This is a genomic window from Burkholderia metallica (assembly GCF_902832845.1).
GTDB lineage: Bacteria > Pseudomonadota > Gammaproteobacteria > Burkholderiales > Burkholderiaceae > Burkholderia > Burkholderia metallica.
This window is the reverse complement of the sequence record NZ_CADFDB010000001.1, coordinates 21,830-42,460: the sequence shown is the minus strand read 5'-3', so window position 1 is coordinate 42,460 and position 20,631 is coordinate 21,830. Positions and strand designations below refer to the sequence as shown.

Annotated in this window: 17 protein-coding genes and 1 pseudogene; 8 read left to right on the top strand and 10 right to left on the bottom strand. The window is 64.7% G+C overall.

Annotated elements, in window-relative coordinates; genetic code table 11:
- Positions 1-125: 125 nt before the first annotated feature.
- From HWX08_RS00190 to HWX08_RS00150, 9 genes are all read right to left on the bottom strand, one after another.
- Positions 126-860 carry a T6SS immunity protein Tli3 family protein gene (locus tag HWX08_RS00190; protein WP_174920925.1) on the bottom strand — a complete coding sequence of 245 codons (735 nt, stop codon included), beginning with the start codon at positions 858-860 and terminating at the stop codon, positions 126-128.
- Complete coding sequence (locus HWX08_RS00185) at positions 857-2,833, bottom strand: T6SS effector phospholipase Tle3 domain-containing protein (RefSeq protein WP_244122659.1); 1,977 nt, start codon at positions 2,831-2,833, stop codon at positions 857-859. The genes HWX08_RS00190 and HWX08_RS00185 overlap by 4 nt, the downstream gene beginning before the upstream one ends.
- Complete coding sequence (locus HWX08_RS00180; RefSeq protein ID WP_244122658.1) at positions 2,830-5,346, bottom strand: type VI secretion system Vgr family protein; 2,517 nt, start codon at positions 5,344-5,346, stop codon at positions 2,830-2,832. Before HWX08_RS00180 ends, HWX08_RS00185 begins: the two co-directional genes overlap by 4 nt.
- A gap of 131 nt (positions 5,347-5,477) precedes the next feature.
- Positions 5,478-6,599, bottom strand: coding sequence for a hypothetical protein (locus HWX08_RS00175; protein ID WP_174920926.1), 1,122 nt, complete (start codon positions 6,597-6,599; stop codon positions 5,478-5,480).
- 229 nt (positions 6,600-6,828) lie between these two features.
- Positions 6,829-7,332, bottom strand: coding sequence for an activator protein (locus tag HWX08_RS00170; RefSeq protein ID WP_069260616.1), 504 nt, complete (start codon positions 7,330-7,332; stop codon positions 6,829-6,831).
- Positions 7,333-7,453: 121 nt separating this feature from the next.
- Positions 7,454-8,278 carry an OmpW/AlkL family protein gene (locus tag HWX08_RS00165; RefSeq protein ID WP_069260617.1) on the bottom strand — a complete coding sequence of 275 codons (825 nt, stop codon included), beginning with the start codon at positions 8,276-8,278 and terminating at the stop codon, positions 7,454-7,456.
- A gap of 73 nt (positions 8,279-8,351) precedes the next feature.
- Entirely contained in the window at positions 8,352-9,605 is a 1,254-nt protein-coding gene (locus tag HWX08_RS00160; protein WP_174920927.1) for a DUF2957 domain-containing protein, read from the bottom strand.
- 71 nt (positions 9,606-9,676) lie between these two features.
- The gene (locus HWX08_RS00155; protein WP_174920928.1) at positions 9,677-11,281 is read right to left on the bottom strand and encodes a DUF2957 domain-containing protein; all 1,605 of its coding nucleotides are present in this window, start codon (positions 11,279-11,281) and stop codon (positions 9,677-9,679) included.
- Positions 11,282-11,898: 617 nt separating this feature from the next.
- Complete coding sequence (locus tag HWX08_RS00150) at positions 11,899-12,195, bottom strand: cupin domain-containing protein (protein ID WP_069260620.1); 297 nt, start codon at positions 12,193-12,195, stop codon at positions 11,899-11,901.
- 423 nt (positions 12,196-12,618) lie between these two features.
- Here HWX08_RS00150 and HWX08_RS00145 point away from each other — a divergent pair, with 423 nt between their 5' ends.
- The 4 genes from HWX08_RS00145 to HWX08_RS00130 all read left to right on the top strand — a co-directional run bounded on the left by HWX08_RS00145 (position 12,619) and on the right by HWX08_RS00130 (position 16,801).
- On the top strand, positions 12,619-13,566 hold the full coding sequence (locus tag HWX08_RS00145; protein ID WP_069260621.1) for an ABC transporter ATP-binding protein: 948 nt from the start codon (positions 12,619-12,621) through the stop codon (positions 13,564-13,566).
- 3 nt (positions 13,567-13,569) lie between these two features.
- The gene (locus tag HWX08_RS00140; RefSeq protein WP_069260622.1) at positions 13,570-14,331 is read left to right on the top strand and encodes an ABC transporter permease; all 762 of its coding nucleotides are present in this window, start codon (positions 13,570-13,572) and stop codon (positions 14,329-14,331) included.
- Positions 14,332-14,480: 149 nt separating this feature from the next.
- Positions 14,481-15,899 carry an MFS transporter gene (locus HWX08_RS00135; protein ID WP_069260623.1) on the top strand — a complete coding sequence of 473 codons (1,419 nt, stop codon included), beginning with the start codon at positions 14,481-14,483 and terminating at the stop codon, positions 15,897-15,899.
- A gap of 200 nt (positions 15,900-16,099) precedes the next feature.
- Complete coding sequence (locus tag HWX08_RS00130; protein WP_069260624.1) at positions 16,100-16,801, top strand: oxygen-binding di-iron domain-containing protein; 702 nt, start codon at positions 16,100-16,102, stop codon at positions 16,799-16,801.
- A gap of 48 nt (positions 16,802-16,849) precedes the next feature.
- Here the strand turns inward: HWX08_RS00130 and HWX08_RS00125 are convergent, their stop codons facing one another.
- Entirely contained in the window at positions 16,850-17,080 is a 231-nt protein-coding gene (locus tag HWX08_RS00125) for a hypothetical protein (RefSeq protein ID WP_069260625.1), read from the bottom strand.
- A 163-nt stretch (positions 17,081-17,243) separates the two neighbouring features.
- Here HWX08_RS00125 and HWX08_RS00120 point away from each other — a divergent pair, with 163 nt between their 5' ends.
- From HWX08_RS00120 to HWX08_RS34655, 4 genes and pseudogenes are all read left to right on the top strand, one after another.
- Positions 17,244-19,010, top strand: a complete 1,767-nt coding sequence (locus HWX08_RS00120; protein ID WP_069260626.1) for an ATP-binding protein — start codon at positions 17,244-17,246, stop codon at positions 19,008-19,010.
- Positions 19,011-19,173: 163 nt separating this feature from the next.
- Complete coding sequence (locus HWX08_RS00115; RefSeq protein WP_069260627.1) at positions 19,174-19,605, top strand: YciI family protein; 432 nt, start codon at positions 19,174-19,176, stop codon at positions 19,603-19,605.
- 104 nt (positions 19,606-19,709) lie between these two features.
- Positions 19,710-20,516, top strand: coding sequence for a DinB family protein (locus HWX08_RS00110; RefSeq protein WP_174920929.1), 807 nt, complete (start codon positions 19,710-19,712; stop codon positions 20,514-20,516).
- Positions 20,513-20,587: pseudogene (locus tag HWX08_RS34655) on the top strand (alpha/beta fold hydrolase); the annotation flags it as partial. The gene HWX08_RS00110 and the pseudogene HWX08_RS34655, both read left to right, overlap by 4 nt.
- Positions 20,588-20,631 lie beyond the last annotated feature (44 nt).

Genomic DNA, 20,631 nt, shown 5'->3' with positions numbered 1-20,631 from the left:
GTCATGGGTAGAAGCCAAGTGGAACCGCACATCCCGTCACGAGCGTCAAGACAAGCATCGAATATAAAATTCGCATTCCTCTGTTTCTCATTTAATTTTCTCCTTCTGAATGGTAGTCATGCACTTCACGGTGTCAGAGGCGCGTCGGGATTGGTAGGTTTGAGCGATGAATCGCAGGTGATTCGATCTTGGCCGGAGGGTGTCGAGGCTCCCAGAAGGTAGTTCGGGCGCTTGAATGCCGCAAAACTGGAACCTCTGATTCCTGGAGGATACGGCTTGCTGAGATCGATTCCATAAACCATTGGGTACTCGCGCACATATGCTTCCGACTCGTCAGCGTAGCCGTTTTTCGCAACAAAAAGCCTTCCATTCACGACTGCGAATGTATACCGCTTCGAATCATCGAATGGTTTGAAACTATGATCCGCGTAGTCTTTTACATGAAACGTCCGTCCACCATCTGTTGAGTACCAGAAAGGAACCACACAACCTTTCTCGCCATTACCGCAAAATGCTCGCGGCGGATACGCCAGCGGCAAGACGATGTTCATCCCGGTTGGATCTGCGTTGATGATGCGGCCTTGAAAATTCTCGAAGCGACCTCGCCCAAGGTACTTTCGGATACCCGTACGCGTGTCGTTGTAGTAGCTCTCTCCGTGATTGCAGTCCCGATAACGTTCAAGTGTTACAAACCGGTGATCGTCGATCCGATAGATGGTCTGCGGCGGTGAATCGTATGGCAATTCCTTGAGCGTCGAACTCCTGAAATCGCTCAGTTTGAAGGTCGGGTGCTGCGGCTGCTGCGTTGCGCATCCCGATGTCAATACGACCAGCGTTATCACAACCGAGAAGGACTTCATGCCGATCCCCCATACTGCTGCCGAACGAGACGCTCGCCGTCCAGCCTGCTTTGCTCCTCGGCCACCGTGTCCCAATCAATGAGAGTCGGCTTGACGACGGTGTCTGGCATACCACTCTCGAGGTACGGATCCGTACCTTGGGTCCAGTCAGCCAGTTTCATCAAGGACGTCCAGAAGGACGGCATCTCATAGGAATCGCAGAATCCAACGGGAAGATCGTAGGCCACCACACGCGCCATGAATGCCTGATGCTGAGGCAGCGTGCTGTGATTGGTTGGTTCGGCCTTATAAGTGTCGAGTCGCTCAAGCATTTCATCTTGACTTTCAAGCCGGACCCCACGCCTGGACGTATAAATATCCTCCGTCGTCAGGTTCAGCTTCGGTTCAAAGATTGATCGATTGAAGCGGTAGTCCTTGTCGGCATAGCTACCGGTGTCAGGGTCATTCGGATTCACTTTCCACTCTCCCATTTGAGGAGCATCTGCACGAGACTCTTCAAAGTTCGTCATCTCGTCGCCCGTGACCGGCTGTGGTACCCGCTCGGCGTTGATCGTGACCGTCTTGTCGGGATGTGGAACCGCCCAAAGCGTCAAGAGAGGAGGAATGATGTTCCGGTTGCCGTTCCAGAAGTCAGTCGGCTTTGCACCTGGAACCAGCTTATCCTCGGGCGTTGGCGGCAGCGTGCCGAACTTCTTTACGCCCGGCTCATCGCCGACCGGCGTACCGCGCGCCAGCATGCGTTGCTTGACGGTATCTCCCAAATCCCTGAGCAGTTCGTCGTCCACGCCTTGCCAACCGATGCTTTTCAGCGGTGCAGCCCCCATCACCCGATCATGCGGCGTGAAGTACACGTACAGTCGGCCATGATTGTCGCGTTCGTGTATGCCGGACCGACGCTTGTTGTCGGGCCGCCAGAAGTCCATGTCTTCGGACGCGCCACATTGAAGCTGCTGCATCTGCGCTTCGGTCATGACACGTTTGTCCCGCTTGATGCGCGACGCAATGTTCCGAAACGTATTGACACGAGCCGCCCCGGTCGGACGATCGGGGCCGCATGAAAGGGCGTCGGTGATCTTGTCGTCAAGTGCATAAGGCGAGTTCATCACGAACAGGGCATCCGGCGCGCGCGTCGTACATAGTGCGGTGGCCGCCATCGCGATCATGGTGCCCTGGCTGTGCGACATGACCGTCACGGTATCGCGCGGGCATTTGTCTCTGATCCTGTCGATCAGTTTCGCCAACCGTTGTGCGGCATGCGCGTAGTAGCTGCGCGGTGGTGCGTCCTGAAGCTGACGATCTGCCTCGGTATTCAGGCTTTCCATATCAAAGCCGAGGACATGGCGTTTGAAGCCAGTGTCGCTCCACAACTGCTGGAGGTTGTTTGTACCGTTCTGAAATGGGCCGCCTCCCCAAAACCATGGTCCTGGCGGAGTGTCGCGGTCCAGCCACCCGCCGTTTTCGTTCGTACAGTGATGAGCCCAGAAATCGGCATCATTCCGATTGCGTAGCAGTACGCGCCACTCTCTCTCCTTTCCCGAAACTGCGCTGTAGCCCCAATAGAAACGGACCACTGGTGAACGTCCCGGTTTGGTCGGATCAATCTGGCGAGGAATAGAACGCCCGGTATTGGGATCCTCTGTCACATATACATTGGATCTCAGTTTGGTTTCTTCCGTTCGACGCAAGCGTTCATTCAAACCGTCACACAGCGCCTCTTCCGCCGCGTCATACCACTCCCCCGTCGAATTGACGCCATGCACGAAAATGATCACCCCCGGCATGTGCGGCGGAATCCGGCACTCCGCCCGCACCTCGAAGCTGGTCGGCGTGTGATAGGACTCCCAAAAAGGTTGCCCAAGATGATCACGCTGCATTGGCACGATCCGCGTGGCGGTATGAAGCCGAAAAGCCTCCGGAGGAGCGGCATTGTCGGCTACCGCGTCATCGTCTGTCGAAATGTTCCGATCGGTCACGTATCAAGCCCCTCGTCTTTCTTCAGCAGCAGCTTGAGCCCCTGTGCGACATCCTGTCGGCTCAGCGAGGTTTCTCCTTTCTCGTCGGTAACGCCCTCGACGATCTGCCCGTCCGCAAGCCGTATCCGGTATGCCCGGTTAGCCACCGGCCGGCCGGTGATGTGATCGGTCAGAATGAAGCGCTCATCGTTTGGAATGCCGACCTGCCCGAATTTCGGCAGCGGGAGCGACAGCGCACCCGGCCCCTCCTTCTGAATCTCGATGATCTTCAGGATCAGGCAACCGGCCCCGCCAATCTCCACGTTGTCTCCGTGCACCTTGACGTAGGCCGACCCGCCTCCACTCAGAACAACGCCATTGGCGGCATTCACGGTCGCGACGCCATCGGCGCTCGTGATTCGCATGTCCTTCTGCGCGACCAGTTCCATCGCATCCGACTGCGCCTGGATCTGCACCTTCCCTCTCGCCGCATGGAGCCGCGCCCCCATCTTGTGAGCAAACAGCGACAGGACGCCTCCAGCCGCGATCGCAACATTCCCGATCGCATTCACGCTGAACCTGGCCGACGTGGCCACGCTCACATCCTTGCCTGCAGAAACCATCACGCGGTCCGGTGTCGCCATACCGATGCCATGCGGCGCCGACAACGCGATGACCGATTTCTTCAATCCCGTCAATTCGTCTTTCAACCATGCGTTTTCCGCCCGCAGGTCCGCGATTTCCGCCTTGGCCACCGCGGCGGCCTCGGCCAGCGCGCCGGCCTGTGCCTGCGTGAGCTGAAACTGGCTCGCCACGGGGTGCATGTCCGTCTGTTCGCCACGCGCCCGCTCCTGCATGTCGGCCGACACCAGAACGCCACCACCCGCTCGCACATGACCGCGCATGTCCGTACGCAGCTCGAATCCTTCGCCCCGATTCTGGTTGTCGCGATCGACTGCGTGACCTAGATTCAACTGCGTTTTGCCACGCTCGGTCGCGAGCTTGATATGCTCCTTGCCCTCCCGGTCTTCCATTTGCAACGTGTTGTTCGACCGGGTTCGGATCGTATTGCGGGTATCCCATGGATACGCGCCGACGATCGGATCGGGATTCTCCGCCGTATGCAGAACCTGACTGATATACGGCAGGTCGGGATTACCCCACAGAAACCCGACCGTCACGACCGCCCCCTCGACCAGCCCAAAATGGAAACCCGCTTGCCCCGCACCCGCGAATGGCTTTGCCAGCCGCATGGGGCAACTCTCGAGCCCCGGCGTGCGCTTGTCCTTGTCGGCGTGAATATGGACGATGTAGCGTCCCTGGGCGTCGAGATACGGACTTTTCCAGCCGCCGGACGACGCCACGGTTCCGGTGATGACACCTTCGACACGGGGCCACGTCGCTTCCTTGAGCGGAAGCCGGTAGAGCCGATCGGAAGGCGTCGCATCGAACTCGACCTGATACCCCTTCTTGCGCGATGCCCGCCATGTCACACGCACCGCGAGCAACCCGTGTTTCGCGTCCGGCAGCGCGCGATTCGTCAACTTCAGTACAGCCCCCGGCACAAGGTTCAGCAGGTCGCACGCACCGCGATAGGTGACCTGCTCCGCCAACGCTGCTTCGTGCCGCAGCAGCGCCTCCCGCTTTGCTTCGTCCTCGGTCGAATACGGCGCGCCCCATGCATAGTCCTCGCCGTACGCGGTCCGATCTTCCCGAATGTCGTTCGACGCCTCGATCGGCTGTGCCGGCTGTCGTTCTGTGTGATAGCTGCGCACGGTATGGCGCTTCGGCACCGTTGTCGCATGCATTTCGAGCGAATGGACCGACTCGCGCCCGTCGGTCATCAAGCCGTTATGCTCGCGGTATGGAACCGCCAGTGCATTGTCGCGGCGGTAATGCGTGAAGTCGTCGCCGAACCTCACGTGCTCGCGTTTCTCCCCCGCATCACAAACGAACCAGATTCCCGTGCGCCGACAAAGCCGCGTAATGAACGTGAGGTCGTCTTCTCCCCACTGCATCACGAATGCACGTTTCCGGTATTCCCGATACAACGAGATTTCGAAGCTCGCGAAAGTCTGATTGAACTCGTGCTCCTTCAGAATCTGCCTGATGATTTCAGGCTCGCTCATGTCCAGAAAAAATCGGCAACGGCGCGAACCGCGCAACAGTGCAAGGCGCGACTCCAGCACGATCTCGTAAGTGGATTGATCCCGGTTGCTGCTCAAGTGTGCAAAGCCCGTTACGATGCCGTGGACGGACCGTGCCGGCTCAGGCTCACTCCAACGGTCGCGAGGAGGAGGCTGAATGACGAACCTGCACGGCCTGTTCAAGAATTCGATCCGAGACAGATCGTGTTCGGGATGCGTAAACTGGATCGTGAATTTCGTCGGCTCACCTATGCCGGACGTACCCTCGAATGCAAAGATATCCGCGAGCGCGGCACGCTTTGCCTGACGCATATCGAGACGGTAGAACTGGTGAACGTCGATACCGGCACGCACGCCGGCATCGACAAGGACATTGCTCGTGGCCAAGGATTTTCTCGTGGTCAAACATTATCGAATTGATCCCTGCAAGACGTTAATCTACGAAACTAAAAAATCAAATAGAACCTGTTCGAAAATTCAATTGAACGAAAAACTGGAAGTCGGACACCATCTGCGCGTCACCCGGGCTTCCTTTCAACCCCACCGAGCCGAGCCGTCCCGCCGCCCCGCTTCCGCCCTCCCTTCCCCCGAACGATCGGATTCCATCGCGAAGTCAGGCTCATTGCGCGTTGCAGGCGATCGAATTCGGCATCCTCCTTCGACCCGAAGCGGCTGACCGCCGGCCACGCGAGCACGTGATCAAGCCACGCGTGCCACTCGTCACCATGAAAGCGGCGACCGGTTTCCCGCACGGCGTCCGGTGCGGCGATCACGATGCCCGCCAGCAGGTAATACGCCCAGAAGCTGCCCGCGCCGACGAGCCGATCGAGCCGGCACACGGATACCGCCGCGAGCAGCCCGTCCACCGATGCGAGATCGGCGCGATGCGTGCGGATCGCCTGCGCAACGAGGTTGTGCTGACCGCCGTACGCGGCAATGGAGGGCCCGTTGCCAGCAGCGAGCGCGGCCGAGAACGTCACGAGCGCCGCCATCTCGTCGATGCGGGATGCATCGTCGCGCGGCCCGCAAGCGCGCAACACGATCGCGTCGATGACGGCGCCCGGCATGGCCGATGTTTCCCCACCCGCCGCCGCGACGACCGCCAGCCTTTCTCTCAGGTTCTTCGCAGGCGGCATCTCGTCCTGCGCACCCTTTTCATGTTCAGTGCTTTCGCCGCCCTCGCCCACGTTACATTCGACACCGCCGGCAATCCGCTCGAGCGCGGCCCAGCCGATATCGGGATCGTCGAATGCGCAGGCATCGATCACGCCGTGCGCGGTGTCGAACACGGCGCGCGAACCGGGGCAGCTGCGTTCGGCGTCGGCGAGCTGCTGCATCGACGGCATATGCGAGCACGCGCGGCGCGGGTCGGTCAGGTCGCATGCGCACGCCCCGCCGTCCGATGCGATCCACGGCGCGAGCCGGTGAAGCATCGCCGCGGCTTGCCGGGGCAGATCCGCGCCGGCCCGCATGCGTATCGCATGCGACGTAACGACGGTCGAATCGTCTGCGTCACCCGCCTGCGCCGCGCAGGCAGCCGCATCGAGATGGTCGATCAGGTACTGCAGCCACGCGGCGGTGCGCAGCCGGTCGGGCGTCGCGCCGCGGGCATCTCCATACTTTGCTGGATCGGTAAGCATGGGTGGTCCGGGAGTGTTCTGGCCAATTGGAATAAGGGTGATTCAGTCGGATCGGCTGGCGCGATACGCCGTGCCGCCCCCGCAAGACCGCGCGTCGGATCGCGACAGCGCGGCCAACCCGCCGCCGCGCCCATGCGCGCGACGGAATGAATCCGTCGAAGCGGTGGAAACCCGCCGCGCGTGACGCACGGCCCTCGTGCGCGGCGGGCCCCGCTTCGATCTGCGACGCTTACTGCACGTGGAACTTCGGCGACGTCAGGACCGTGCCGCCCACCGTGCAATCCGGCGTCAGCACGGCGTTGTTGAACGTCAGCGACGAGTTCGAATCGCTCCACGCCGTCACGACCTTGCTCGGCCCGCAAGTGCCGAGCAGCGTCACGGTCACCTTCGCGTTGTTGATCGACAGCTGTGTCGTGCTGTCGGCCTGCCCCGTCCACGGCGACGCGCTGCTCGCGCTGCCGGCGATGAGGCCGCACGTCCCGCCGCCGGTGAACTGCGTCGACGTGATGTTGACGATGCCGGTCGACGTGATCGTGCCGTTGAAGGTCGCGGTACAGGATGCGCTGATCGACCCCTTGCTGAGATTCGTGATCCCCGACGCCGAGAACGGCTCGCCATTCGGGTTCATCGGCTGGCCGTCGGCACGTGAAACGGTGACGGCGAAAGCAGGCGCGGCCGAAACCGCGGTGAAAGCCACTGCAGCAACAAGCGATACGATTTTGCGAATGCTCATTTGAACTGCCCCCTCTCTTCACAAATGGCGGCACGCCGCCAGGAACGCGACCTCCCGGCCGGAAGGGTCCGGCCAACGGGTCGCAGGAAGCCGCCGGCGCGCGTCATGCGCGCCGGACGGCTCAGAACTTGTAGGAAATCCCGACGAACGTGATCAGCGGATCGGCCTTCAGCCGCGTGCGCGTGGTGGCGAGCGTCGAGCCGTCGGCCGCCTTGATCACGAGCGACGAATAGGTCTTCAGCGGCATGTACGTCAGCGTTGCCGTGAGCCCCCAGTGCTTGTCGATCGCATAGCTCGCGCCGACGTTGTAGACCGGCGTGAACGACGACGACGCCTTGCCCTCCACCGACGTCGGCCCCGGCTTGCCGGCGCCGGCCGCGAGTACGCTGCCGAGGTTCTCGTTGATGTCCTTCGCGAAGTTGCCGTTCAGTTCGATGTTGCTGAACCAGCTGTAGGCCACGCCGATCCCGACGAACGGGCGGAACCGCGCCGTCGACGAATTGAAGTAGTACTGCAGAATGATCGTCGGGCTCCACTGCCGCGCGTTCTTCACCGCAGGCTGGTTCGCCGGATCGTCCATGTTGACGCTGCCGAGCGCGCCGGCCGGCCCGGGCGGCCGGATCGTGCCGTGCCCGGTCAGCGTGAACTCGGGCGGCACGCCGAGCACCGACGTCACCGCGATATGGTCGGTGAAGAAGTGCGTGAGCGTGAGGCCGACCGTATCGGCATTGTTGACCGTCAGGCTCGTGCCCGGCGACGTGAACGATCCGGGCAGGCGCAGCGGCCCGTTGATCGGCATGCTCGCGAGATTCGTCGTCAGCCCGTTGGTCGAATCCTGCGGCATGATGTGCAGCCAGCCCAGCGTCGCGACGTTGTCGCCCGCCTGCTGGGCCGATGCGAGCGTCGACACGCCTGCGACGACACCCGCGACAATCAGCTTCTTCATGAAGTCTCCCCTCATTCTGTCCGGGCGCCGCGCATCTGCGCGCGGCGCCACCGTGTCTCCATCCAGGCGTGCGTCACTGCACGAATGCGCCGACCGTGAAGTACGGGTTGCTCGTATCGTTCATGTCGAGGAACCCGAATACGCCACCGGTGAACACGAACTTGCCGGTCGCCGGCCCCGACGCCGCGTCCGCATGCACGGTCGTGACGACACCGGGCACCTTCTGCGTGTAGTCGAGGTTCAGCGCACGCGTGAGCGCGGCCTGCGACGCATTGAACGGATCGAGCAGCGTGGCCTGCGCGCCGACGAGCGCGGTCGCACGGTAGTTGAATGCGCTGTCGACCCCCGTGTACTCGCCGTTCTGCGAGCCTTGCGCGATCGCCGTCTGCGGGCTCAGGAACGAGATGCCCGATTCGTCGTCCGCGCTCGGCGAGCCTTGCGTGAGGTCCGCGTTGGCAGCACCGGTGCGGATGAAGATCGGCACGAGCTGGTTGCGCAGCTTGCCGACGATCAGGATCCCCTTGCCGGCCTTCGCCGGATCGAGCGCGGCGAGCGTCGGCGGAATCTGCGGCAGGTAGTTGAGCGACTGGAACGCCGGCGCATCGGGCCGCAGCGTGAACGGCTGGTTGACGGTCGCGCTCGACGCGAGCGGCTGCCCGCCGTTCTTCTTGCCGAAGTTGTCGGTTTCGACGTAGCTGCCGTCCGCGTTGATCGTCACCTGCTGGTCGAGCGCCACCGGCTGGAAGTTCTGCGACGGCACCTGGTGATAGCCGAGCTGGTTGTACTTGCCGGCGATCTTCGTCAGATCGGTTTCCAGCGACGAGAAGCTGATGAACGGGTAGTACGGGAACGTCGTCTGCGCAATCTTGCCGACGCCGATCACGCCGTCGAACTGGATCGTCGCGCCGGGAATCGCGCCGCCCAGCACGCCTTCGCCGAGGAACAGCCGCGCGGGCCGGTTCGGGTCGAGGCTCGCGTTCTGCATCCGGAACGTGCACTGGTTCAGCTTCACCGTCGGCAGCCCCGTTTCGTCGGCGAGCGTGCCGTCGACCACGTTGGCCGGCGCCGTGTCGCGGGTCGGCTGCACGGTACCCGTGGTGCTCGGCACCGGCGATGCGAGATACGTCATCCGGTACGTCATCTTCGTCGTATCGAGCTGCACCTTCACGAGCTCGCCCGACCCCGACCCTCCGATGAAAACCGTGTTGTAGTCGATCGTCTGCGGGCACAGCCGGACCACCGGCGCGGGCGGCGGGTCACCGTCTCCGCCGCAGGCGGCCAGCACGGGCGCGAGCGACGCCGCGGCCATCCACTGTTTAAAATTCATAGGAATCCTATTGAAATTCGATTCGCCGGCGGCGACGCATGCGCCGCCGGTGTGACGTGTTCAGTGCAGGGTTACTGGACGAACGCGCCGACCGTGAAGAACGGGTTGACCTGGCTGTTGTTGACGACCATCGCGTAGACGTTGCCGGCCGTCACGATCCAGCCCTTGTCGCCCTTCTTGAAGATCGCCACGTTGCCGCTGGCGCCCTTCGCGTTGAAGTCGCTGTTGGCCGTGACCGCGATCTTGCCGGGCGATGCCTGCGTATAGTCCAGCCCGAACTGAGCCGTCTCCGACGACGTCTGCGGATCGATGAACGCCGCGGTATTGCCCTGGAAGAGCGTCGACGTGTAGTTCGCCGCGATGGTCGATACGGCGGTGCCGTCGGTACAGTTGCCGGCGGACGGCGTGAAGTAATTGAAACTGGTGTTGAACACGCCCGGCAGGTCCGGATGCGGGATCATCGGGTCGAAGCTCGGTCGCGCAGCAGCCGCATTGCTCGACGGCCCGTTGTTCGTCACCACACCGCACGCGGACGCGCTCGTCGCACCGATGAACCCGCCCTTCAGCACGTTGGCCGCAACCGGTGTGGAAGGCGCGAGCATCGAGATGCCGACTTCCGCATCGGCCACCGAACCGAACGGATTGCCCGGCGGCGCATACGCGTACCCTACGCGGATCACCACCGGCACCAGTGCACCGTTCAGCTTGCCGACGATCATCACGCCATGGGCCTGGCTCGGCACGAGAAGCACGATCGGCTGCCCCTGGCCGGCCGACGGATACGCCTGCCCCGTCTGCGCCTGGCTGACGAATACGTTGTCGGACGTGCCGTCCGCGTTCTTGCGCAACATCCACGGCGTGCCGGTCGTCTGGCACGAGTAGTCGCTGCCTTGCGTGATCGTGCACGAGCCGTCCGCATTGAGCGTCTGGTTCCAGTTCACGACGTCCGGCTGCCAGCCCTGCGGCGTAGTGGTCTGAAAGCCGGTGCCGGTCGGCGACAGGTGAATGCCGACTTCGTTGTACGTGCCGGCCACCTTCGTGAAATCCGTTTCCGTGTCGGTAAAGCCGATGAACGGATAGAAGTCGAACGTGCGCGACGGTACGGTACCGAGGAAGTAGCCGGGCACGACCTCGATCCCCTCGAACGCGATCGTCGCACCCGGAATCCCGCCGCCCACGACGCCGTTGCCGACGAACAGCATCGGCGGGTCCGCGCGATTGATCGTCACCGAATACGTGCCGTCGCTCGTCGCGCCGCTGTCGAGCACGAATGCGCAGCGGTTCTGCTCGGCCGTCGGAAGATTGGTCGGATGATGGAACGCGCCGCTGATCGTCAGGCCCGCGCGCGTATTGTTGATCTGCCCCGCCGACGTCGGCACCGACGAGTCGAGGAACTGCATCTGATAGGTGAGCTTCGTCGTGTCGAACTTCACCTTCACGTACTCGCCGCTGCCCGCACCGCCCGTATACGTCGTCGTGTAATCGAGCGCATCCGGACACAGCTTCTTCACGACGGGCGGCGTGGTTTCTGCGCCGCTCGGCCCGCATGCGGCGCCCGAGCATTGCGGCACCGTGATCGGCCCCGGATCGTCGCCGCCGCCGCAACCGGCGACGAACGGCAAAGCGAGCACCGCGCACGACAGAATCGCTTTCCGCCATTCAGGAATGCAAATCATCAACCCCTCCTTTTCGGGTACGAAAAGTCTCGTCCGGCGAGGCTGCATGGCCCGCCGGTTGGTATCGCGCCGCGGCGCGAACGCGCGGCGCATGAAGAAGCGCGCAAGTCAGCCGCGTTGCCGGTCAGGCAGATGCGGCACATGCCGCGGCGACGGACGAGCGCTCTCCCGCGGCGCCGTCATGCGGCACGGCACCGTCGGAACGATCGAAACGGGAAATGGTTCGCCGCTACACGGCGAGATGGCAACGCAGAGACGCGATCGGCATCGCGCCTGCATTCAGCGAAAAGTCGGGAAACGGCAGTCCGGCTGGCCCGGCGGATAGGCGTCTCATCGTGTGGTCTCCATACGTACGCTTGATTCGTTATCGTGATGCGTCGTTTGTCGAGACTATGATCGGACCATTCCAACAAGTAAATGGATGCAGAGTTCCAAACGAATGAAATGGCGCGATCCTAGCGTTTACACGGTATTTGACAGATTTTCAAACAGCCTTCATTTTATTTGCTCAGACAAATAACCAGCCTGTCCAACACGCGTTTGAACGGCAGCCATCAACTCGCGCCGAATCAGGCCGGCCGGGCCTCGGCGGCTCACACGCATGCTGCGGCGCAACCTTACACGTCGACGATCGCGAGCGTGCCGTGGCTTCCGGGCAGCACCGCGTGAGGTGTGCCGGCCAGCGCGAGGTACATCTGCCCGGCCTCGACCACGACCGTCTCGCCGCCGACCTCGAGCATCATCCGGCCGTCGAGCACCAGCAGCCCCTCGTTGTAGTCGTGCACTTCCGCTTCGTACGGCTGCGCGTCCATGCGCAGCACCTTGATCCGGGCCGGCCCGACCTCGCCGACGATCGTGGATTTCCATGCGACGGCCTGCGCCGCCGCGACGGATTTGAAATCGATCAAAGACATCCGCGCCGCTCCGTCAACGATGAAAGGAACGCATTATCACGTGCGCGGCGCACGCCGTCCCGGTACGGCGCAGGAGCCGCCGGGCAGGCCGGTCGGCACGACGTCCGCGCCGCCATGCGATCGCGGCCTGATTCGCGCAAACGCGTCCGTATTGTTCGCTCCAGTCAAATAAATCGCCACTTTATCGAGCGAGATACGCGCAATTCACGCCAATCCGGCACCGGCACCGCCCGTCCTTTCCACCAGAATGCATTTCCATCTACCGATTGCTAATATGGCGGTCCCGCGATCCCGCACCACAATACCGTTCGACATGACGCCCGTCCGCCATGCCGTTCCCGCTTCCGCCCGCTTCGCAGCGGCGCCGACGCCGGGCACGCGCGGCGCACGCCGTCGCGCCGGCCGGCCGTGCCAGCCGTGAGCATGCAACCGATCCTTTCCGTCTCCGACCTCTCCAAGACTTACGCGTCCGGCTTCCAGGCGCTGAAGCACGTGACCCTCGACATCCGCCCCGGCGAGATCTTCGCGCTGCTCGGGCCGAACGGCGCCGGCAAGACGACGCTGATCGGCTCGATCTGCGGGATCGTCACGCCGACCGAAGGCCGCGTGACGGTCGGCGGCCACGACATCCGCGATCACTACCGCGCGGCCCGCGAAATGATCGGCCTCGTGCCGCAGGAGCTGACCACCGACGCGTTCGAAACCGTCTGGGCGACCGTGTCGTTCAGCCGCGGCCTGTTCGGCAAGGCGCCCGATCCCGCGTACATCGAGAAGACGCTGAAGGCGCTGTCGCTGTGGGACAAGCGCGACAACAAGCTGATGACGCTGTCGGGCGGCATGAAGCGCCGCGTGATGATCGCGAAGGCGCTGTCGCACGAGCCGCGCATCCTGTTCCTCGACGAGCCGACGGCCGGCGTCGACGTCGAGCTGCGCCGCGACATGTGGAAGCTCGTCGATTCGCTGCGCGAGAGCGGCGTGACGATCCTGCTGACCACGCACTACATCGAGGAAGCCGAGGAAATGGCCGATCGGATCGGCATCATCCTCGGCGGCGAGCTCGTGCTCGTCGAGGAAAAGCGCGAGCTGATGCGCAAGCTCGGCAAGAAGCAGCTCACCGTGCAGCTCGAGCATCCGCTCGCGGACGTGCCGCCCGCGCTCGCGCCGTTCGGGCTCGAACGCGCAGGCGACGGCACCGCGCTCGTCTACACGTACGACTCGCAACGCGACGACGCGAGCATCGCGAAGCTGATCAATGCGCTCGGCTCGGCCGGCATCGGCTTTCGCGACCTGCACACGACGCAGAGCTCGCTCGAAGACATTTTCGTCAGCCTGATCGACAACCGCCGCAACGGCGTGCAGCAAGGAGCCTGACGCATGAACCTGCATGGAATCCGCGCGATCTACCGCGCCGAAATGGCCCGCACGCGCCGCACGCTGATGCAGAGCATCATCGCGCCGGTGATCTCGACGTCGCTGTACTTCGTGGTGTTCGGCTCCGCGATCGGCTCGCGCATCAGCGACGTGAACGGCATCGGCTACGGCTCGTTCATCGTGCCGGGCCTCGTGATGCTGTCGCTGCTGTCGCAGAGCATCTCGAACGCGTCGTTCGGCATCTACTTCCCGCGCTTCACCGGCACGATCTACGAGATCCTGTCCGCGCCCGTGTCGTACTGGGAGATCGTGATCGCGTACGTGGGCGCGGCCGCGTCGAAGTCGATCCTGCTCGGCGTGATCATCCTCGCCACCGCCGGCCTGTTCGTGCCGCTGCATATCCTCCATCCGTTCTGGATGGTGACGTTCCTCGTGCTGACGGCCGTCACGTTCAGCCTGTTCGGCTTCGTGATCGGCATCTGGGCCGACAGCTTCGAGAAGCTGCAGCTCGTGCCGCTGCTGATCATCACGCCGCTCACGTTCCTCGGCGGCAGCTTCTATTCGGTCGACATGCTGCCGCCCGCATGGCGCGTCATCACGCTGTTCAACCCGATCGTCTATCTGATCAGCGGCTTCCGCTGGTCGTTCTACGGGATCGCCGACGTGCATGTGTGGATCAGCCTCGCCGCCACCGGGCTGTTCCTCGTGATCCTGCTCGCGATCGTCGCGTGGATGTTCCGCACCGGCTACAAGCTGAAGAACTGACACGGCACGCGCCGCCGCCGATGACGCATTTGGGCAAGCAGGCGGCGCTTTTCCTCTGATGCGGCAGTTTGTGGTCGCGTCTACTGAAGATGAAGCATCGGGGCCCTGGAGCATGCGCTTCGCGGCCCCTTTTCATTTCAGAGGACGCCATGCCCGCCGCCACCGCACCCGCCTCCGCCGCCGCCCGGCTCGAACGCCTGCCGTTCTCCGGCTATCACAAGCGGATCTTCTTCATCATCGCGATCGCGTTCTTCTTCGATTCGGTCGACCTCGGCACGATGACCTTCGTGCTCGGTTCGATCCGCAAGGAGTTCGGGCTGTCGACCGCCGCCGCCGGCCTCGTCGCGAGCGCGAGCTTCTTCGGCATGGTGCTCGGCGCGGCCGTCGCCGGCCTGCTCGCCGACCGCTTCGGCCGCCGGCCCGTGTTCCAGTGGAGCATGGTGCTGTGGGGCGCCGCGTCCTACCTGTGTTCGACCGCGCAGAGCGTCGACGCGCTGATCGTCTACCGCGTGCTGCTCGGCATCGGGATGGGGATGGAGTTTCCGGTCGCGCAGACGCTGCTGTCCGAATTCGTGCCGACCGAAAAGCGCGGCCGCCTGATCGCGCTGATGGACGGCTTCTGGCCGCTCGGCTTCATCACGGCCGGCGTCGTCGCGTATTTCGTGCTGCCGCAGTTCGGCTGGCGCACGGTGTTCGCGCTACTCGCGATTCCGGCGGTGTTCGTGCTCGTCGTGCGCCGCATCGTGCCCGAATCGCCGCGCTGGCTCGAACACGCGGGCCGGCACGCGGAAGCCGACACGGTGATGAACACGATCGAAGCGAAAGTGATGCGCTCGGCCGGCGTCACGACGCTGCCGCCGCCGTCGCGGCTCGCCGAACCGGCCGCCGCCCGCGGGCGCGGCGCGCTGCGCGAGATCTGGAGCGGCGTGTACCGCCGCCGCACGGTGATGGTGTGGCTGCTGTGGTTCTTCGCACTGCTCGGCTTCTACGGCCTCACGTCGTGGCTCGGCGCGCTGCTGCAGCAGGCCGGCTTCGAGGTCACGAAATCGGTGTTCTACACGGTGCTGATCTCGCTCGGCGGCGTGCCGGGCTTCCTGTGCGCCGCGTGGCTCGTCGAACGCTGGGGGCGCAAGCCGACCTGCATCGCGTCGCTGATCGGCGGCGGCGCCATGGCGTATGCGTACGGCCAGAGCGCGCTGTACGGCGGCAGCACGACACTGCTGATCGTCACGGGCCTCGCGATGCAGTTCTTCCTGTTCGGGATGTGGGCCGCGCTGTACACGTACACGCCCGAGCTGTACGGCACCGGCGCGCGCGCGACCGGTTCGGGCTTCGCATCGGCGATCGGGCGCGTCGGCTCGCTGATCGGGCCTTACGTGGTCGGCGTCGTGCTGCCGGTGTTCGGCCAGGGCGGCGTGTTCACGCTCGGCGCGCTGTCGTTCGTCGCGGCCGCGATCGCCGTGTGGACGCTCGGGATCGAGACGAAGGGGCTCGCGCTCGAACAGCTCGCGGCGGGCGACGAAGCAGGCGGCGGCCGCTACGCGCCGGCAGCCGACAACGTGTCCTGATCGCCGCAGGTGCCCGACGGCCGGCGCGGCGTTCGGTGCCACGCCCGGCGGCGACTGCTGCCGCATGACCTGACAGGATTCGTGCGTGCACCGACGCTGCTAGACTGCATCGTGGCACCGCGTCGCGCGGCCCCGGATACATCGCGGCGATCGTGCGACGGCGGTGTCCGGCCCCCACTGCCCGCGCAAGGATGGCATCGATGGACCACGCCCGTATCGAAGAAATCCGCAGCGGCCTGTTTCGCGCAACGACTTATGTCGACAAGCTGAAGCTCGGCTTCAGCCAGTTCTTCGTCCGCTCGCCGGACGGCGACGTCGTCTGCATCGAAACGGGCACGCGTGCCAATTTTCCGCAACTGGCCGCGAGTCTCGCGACCGTCGGCATCGCGCCGTCGAGGGTGAGCAGCGTGATCGTTCCGCATTTCGAAGTCGACGAGATGGGCGCGCTGCCCGATTTCCTCGCGGCCAATCCGGCGCTCGTCGCGTATGCGCATCCGATCTGCACGCACGGGCTGGCCGATATCTTCGGCGTGCGCGCGGAGCCGTTGAAGGACGGCGAGCCGACGACGATTTCAGGGGTGGACGTCGTGCCGGTCTTCACAAAGCACGTGCATCAATGGGATGCGCTGGTCGTGTACCTGCCGGCATACAAGGCGCTGCTGTCGTCGGACATCCTGATGCGCTTCGGCGACGAAGCGGCGGACGACCCGCTGCCGGCGATCGTCGATTCGATCCGCCGCTCGGACTACCTGCCTTCGCTCGCACACCTGGCGAATGCGCTGCGGCGAATCCAGGCGCTCGATCTCGACGTGATCCTGCCGATGCACGGCCCGGCGATCACGCACGACATCCCGCGCGTGCTCGCCGGGGCGATCGCTCATTGCGAAGCCGCCGCCGTGTAGTCAAACGCGGCGGCGGCCGTCTTTCGATTGGGGTGCAGCCGATGCCGGTCAGGCGCCGGCGACGACGAACTCTTCGGCCGCCTTGCGATGCACCGCGGCCATCACCGCCAGTTCGCGCTTGCTGCGCACGTCGGCGGACACGACGCCCGTCGCGTGCTTCGCCTTCGCGCCCGGCGGGAAAAAGACGAACGACGCACCGGCCGGGGCGGCCGGTTCCGCGCGCAAGCGTTTGTTCAGGATTTTCAGGTACTTCTTCTTCGACACTTCCTTAGCAGCCATGGCGCCCTCCGCGTGAACGTGGTGAGGATCAGCATATCAGTTTTGGCGACGGGTTCCGCGACGGCCGACGCGCCGCCATGCGGGCCGATCCGCACTAAAATGGAGCACGCTTTCACGATTGGCCGCGCCGCCCGCGGCCGCCTGTCCTCACCGGAGCGCTTCCATGCAGGTCGAGTTGTTCGCACAGCATCACGCTTGCCCCGGCTGGCGGGGCGAGATGGCCCGGCGCATCGCCGCGTTCGACTGGGCGGCCACCGGGCTGGGCCCGCTCGACGCGTGGCCGGCCAGCCTCGTCGCCGCGGTGCGCATCGTGCTCGCGTCGCCGCTGCCGCTGGTAATGCTGTGGGACCGCCCCGGCTACATGATCTACAACGACGCGTATGCGGGGTTCGCGGGCGGCCGCCACCCTTATCTGCTCGGCCAGCCGGTCGAACTCGGCTGGCCCGAGGTCGCCGATTTCAACCGCAACGTAATGAACACGTGCCTCGCCGGCGGCACGCTGACCTATCGCGACAAGGCGCTCGTGCTGCTGCGCAGCGGCCGCCCCGAAGACGTCTGGATGGATCTGCACTACAGCCCGATGCCCGACGACGACGGCGCGCCGGGCGGCGTGCTCGCCGTCGTCGTCGAAACCACCGAACGCGTGCTCGCCACGCGCCATCGCGATCGCGCGGAAGCGGCACTCCAGGCATCCAATGCCGAGCTGCGCAGCCTGACCGAAACGCTCGAACAGCGCGTGACCGACGCGATCGCCGAGCGCGCGGCGATCGAGGAGCAATTGCGTCACGCGCAGAAGATGGAAGCGATCGGCAGCCTGACGGGCGGCATCGCGCACGACTTCAACAACGTGCTGCAGGTGATCAGCGGCAATCTTCAGATTCTCTCGGTCGAACTCGGCGAGCATGCCAGCGCGCAACCGCGGATCGAGAGCGCGAACAACGCGGTGCGGCGCGGCGCGCAGCTGGCGTCGCACCTGCTCGCCTTCGCGCGACGCCAGCCGCTTTCGCCGACGACGCTGAACCCGCGCCGGCTGATCGACGGCATGAGCGAGATGCTGCGGCGCGCGCTCGGCGAAACGGTCCGGATCGCCCCGGCGCTGTCGCCCGACGTCGGCAACGTGCTCGCCGACCGGCACCAGCTCGAGAACGCACTGCTGAACCTCGCGATCAATGCGCGCGATGCGATGCAGGGCGGCGGCACGCTGACGATCGCCGCGTACAACGACACCCATCCGGTCGACACGCCGGGCACACGCCGCACGCCGATCCCGCCCGGCGAATACGTGGTGTTCGAGATCGCCGACACCGGCGCCGGCATGACGGCGGACGTCCTTGAGCGCGCGTTCGAGCCGTTCTTCACGACCAAGCCGAACGGTGAAGGCACGGGGCTCGGGCTCAGCATGGTGTTCGGCTTCGTCAAGCAGAGCGGCGGCCACGTGTCGATCGACAGCACGCCGGGCCGCGGCACGACCGTACGCCTCACGTTTCCGCGCTGCCACGAAGCGGCCGACGAACCCGCCCGCACGCCGCAGCACGACGCGGTGCGCGGCCGCGAGACCATCCTCGTCGTCGAGGACGATGCGGATGTCCGCCTGACGGTGGTCGACATGCTCGCGCAGCTCGGCTACAAGGTCATCACGGCTTCCGACGGCGAAGCCGCGCTGCGCGTGCTCGACAGCGAGACGCCGATCGACCTGCTGTTTACCGACGTGATCATGCCCGGCCGCGTGAAGGGCGGCGAACTCGGGCGCCGCGCCGCGCGGCGCAAGCCGCCGCTGCCCGTGCTGTTCACGTCCGGCTATACGCACGACGAGATCTTTCATGCGGGGCGGCTCGACCCGGGCGTGATGCTGCTCGGCAAGCCGTATCGGCGCGACGAACTCGCCGCGCGGATCCGCAGCGTGCTCGATGCGCATGCCGGCGCGGCATGACGCACTGCCGGCGCCACGCGCTCTCGCCCCGTTCCGATCACCGCTGATTTTTTTCTGCCGCGATGTCGATTCGCGTCGCCGCCGCGCGTCGTACTGTCGTAACCGATCGATTTGCCGTCGCCCTGCGGCGGATACCTTCATACCTTTTCAAGGAGACTCGACAATGCGCGTCATGGTCATCGTCAAAGCCACCGCCGATTCCGAATCCGGCCGCCTGCCCGACACCGAACTCATGGCCGAGATGGGCCGCTTCAACGAGGAACTCGTGAAAGCCGGCATCCTGCTCGCCGCCGACGGATTGCACCCGAGCAGCCGCGGCAAGCGTGTGCATTTCTCCGGCAAGAACCGCTCCGTCGTCGACGGCCCGTTCGCCGAAACGAAGGAACTCATCGCCGGCTTCTGGCTGTGGCAGGTGAAATCGATGGAAGAAGCGGTCGAATGGGTGAAGCGCTGCCCGAACCCGATGCCCGGCGATTCCGACATCGAGATCCGCCCGTTGTTCGAAGCCGAGGATTTCGGCGACGCATTCACGCCCGAGCTGCAGGAGCAGGAAGCGCGGATGCGCGCGGAAGTCGACGCCCGGCAGAAGTCCTGAGCGACGGACGGGCGCGACACTCGCGCCCGTCCTGACCGGTAGGTTGACGGGCTCCGTCGAGTAACGTATCGTTTTGACACGTTACTCGACGGAGCCCGTTCGCCATGCATTCCCGTTTCGACCGTTTCCGCACCACCGCGCTCGGCGCCCAGCTCGAAGCGCTGATCGCGCATCCCGCGCGCTACGCCGAATTCGCGGCGCTGTCGCGCGTCGGCGTCGCCGCGATCGGTGCGATCCAGCACGAGATCGCGCTGAAATTCCCCGAAATCGAAACCGACACGACGGCCCGCCAGTTCTGCGGCGCGATGGTCGCGGACGTCATGCGCCGTCACGGCCACGACGTCGTGCAGGCGCGCGGGCGGCTCGACGGCACGCTGTTCAGCTATGGCGCGGTGTTCAGCGCCGCGCCGCAACGGCTGCCGTTCGCCGACGTCGTCGCCGCGCTGGGCCGCCTGCCCGATCGGCTCGCCGCCTATGCGGCGCACGTGCCGACCGCGCTGTGGACACGCCGCCCCGACGGCACGGGCTTCTCGCTCGTCGAGCACGCGTGCCATCTGCGCGATCTCGACGCGGTGTTCGCCGCTCGCATCGACGCCGTGCGCACGCTCGAGCTGCCGGTGATCGCGTCCGTCGACGGCACCGTGCTCGCCGCGCAGCGCGACTATCTCGCCCAGCCGCTCGACGCGGCCGTCGCCGCGTTCCGCACGGGGCGCGCCGCGCTGTGCGCAACGGCAGCCGCGCTGGCGCCCGAGCAACTCGCGCGCTGCGGGTTGCGCGACGGCATCCGCCGCATGTCGCTCGACGAACTCGTGCGCGAACTGCTCGACCACGACCGCACGCACGTGCTCGAACTCGACGAACTGCTCGCCGAACTCGCATTGCCGCCCCTTCCTTCCTCTCCCGCCCAATGACCCAGCCCACACCCGTCGTCTTCGTCCACGGTTTCATCGGCACGCTCGACGTGCGCGGATGGAACGGCCCGATGCGTTTCTCGACGCGCGCCAGAGCGCATCCTGCGCGCGCCGC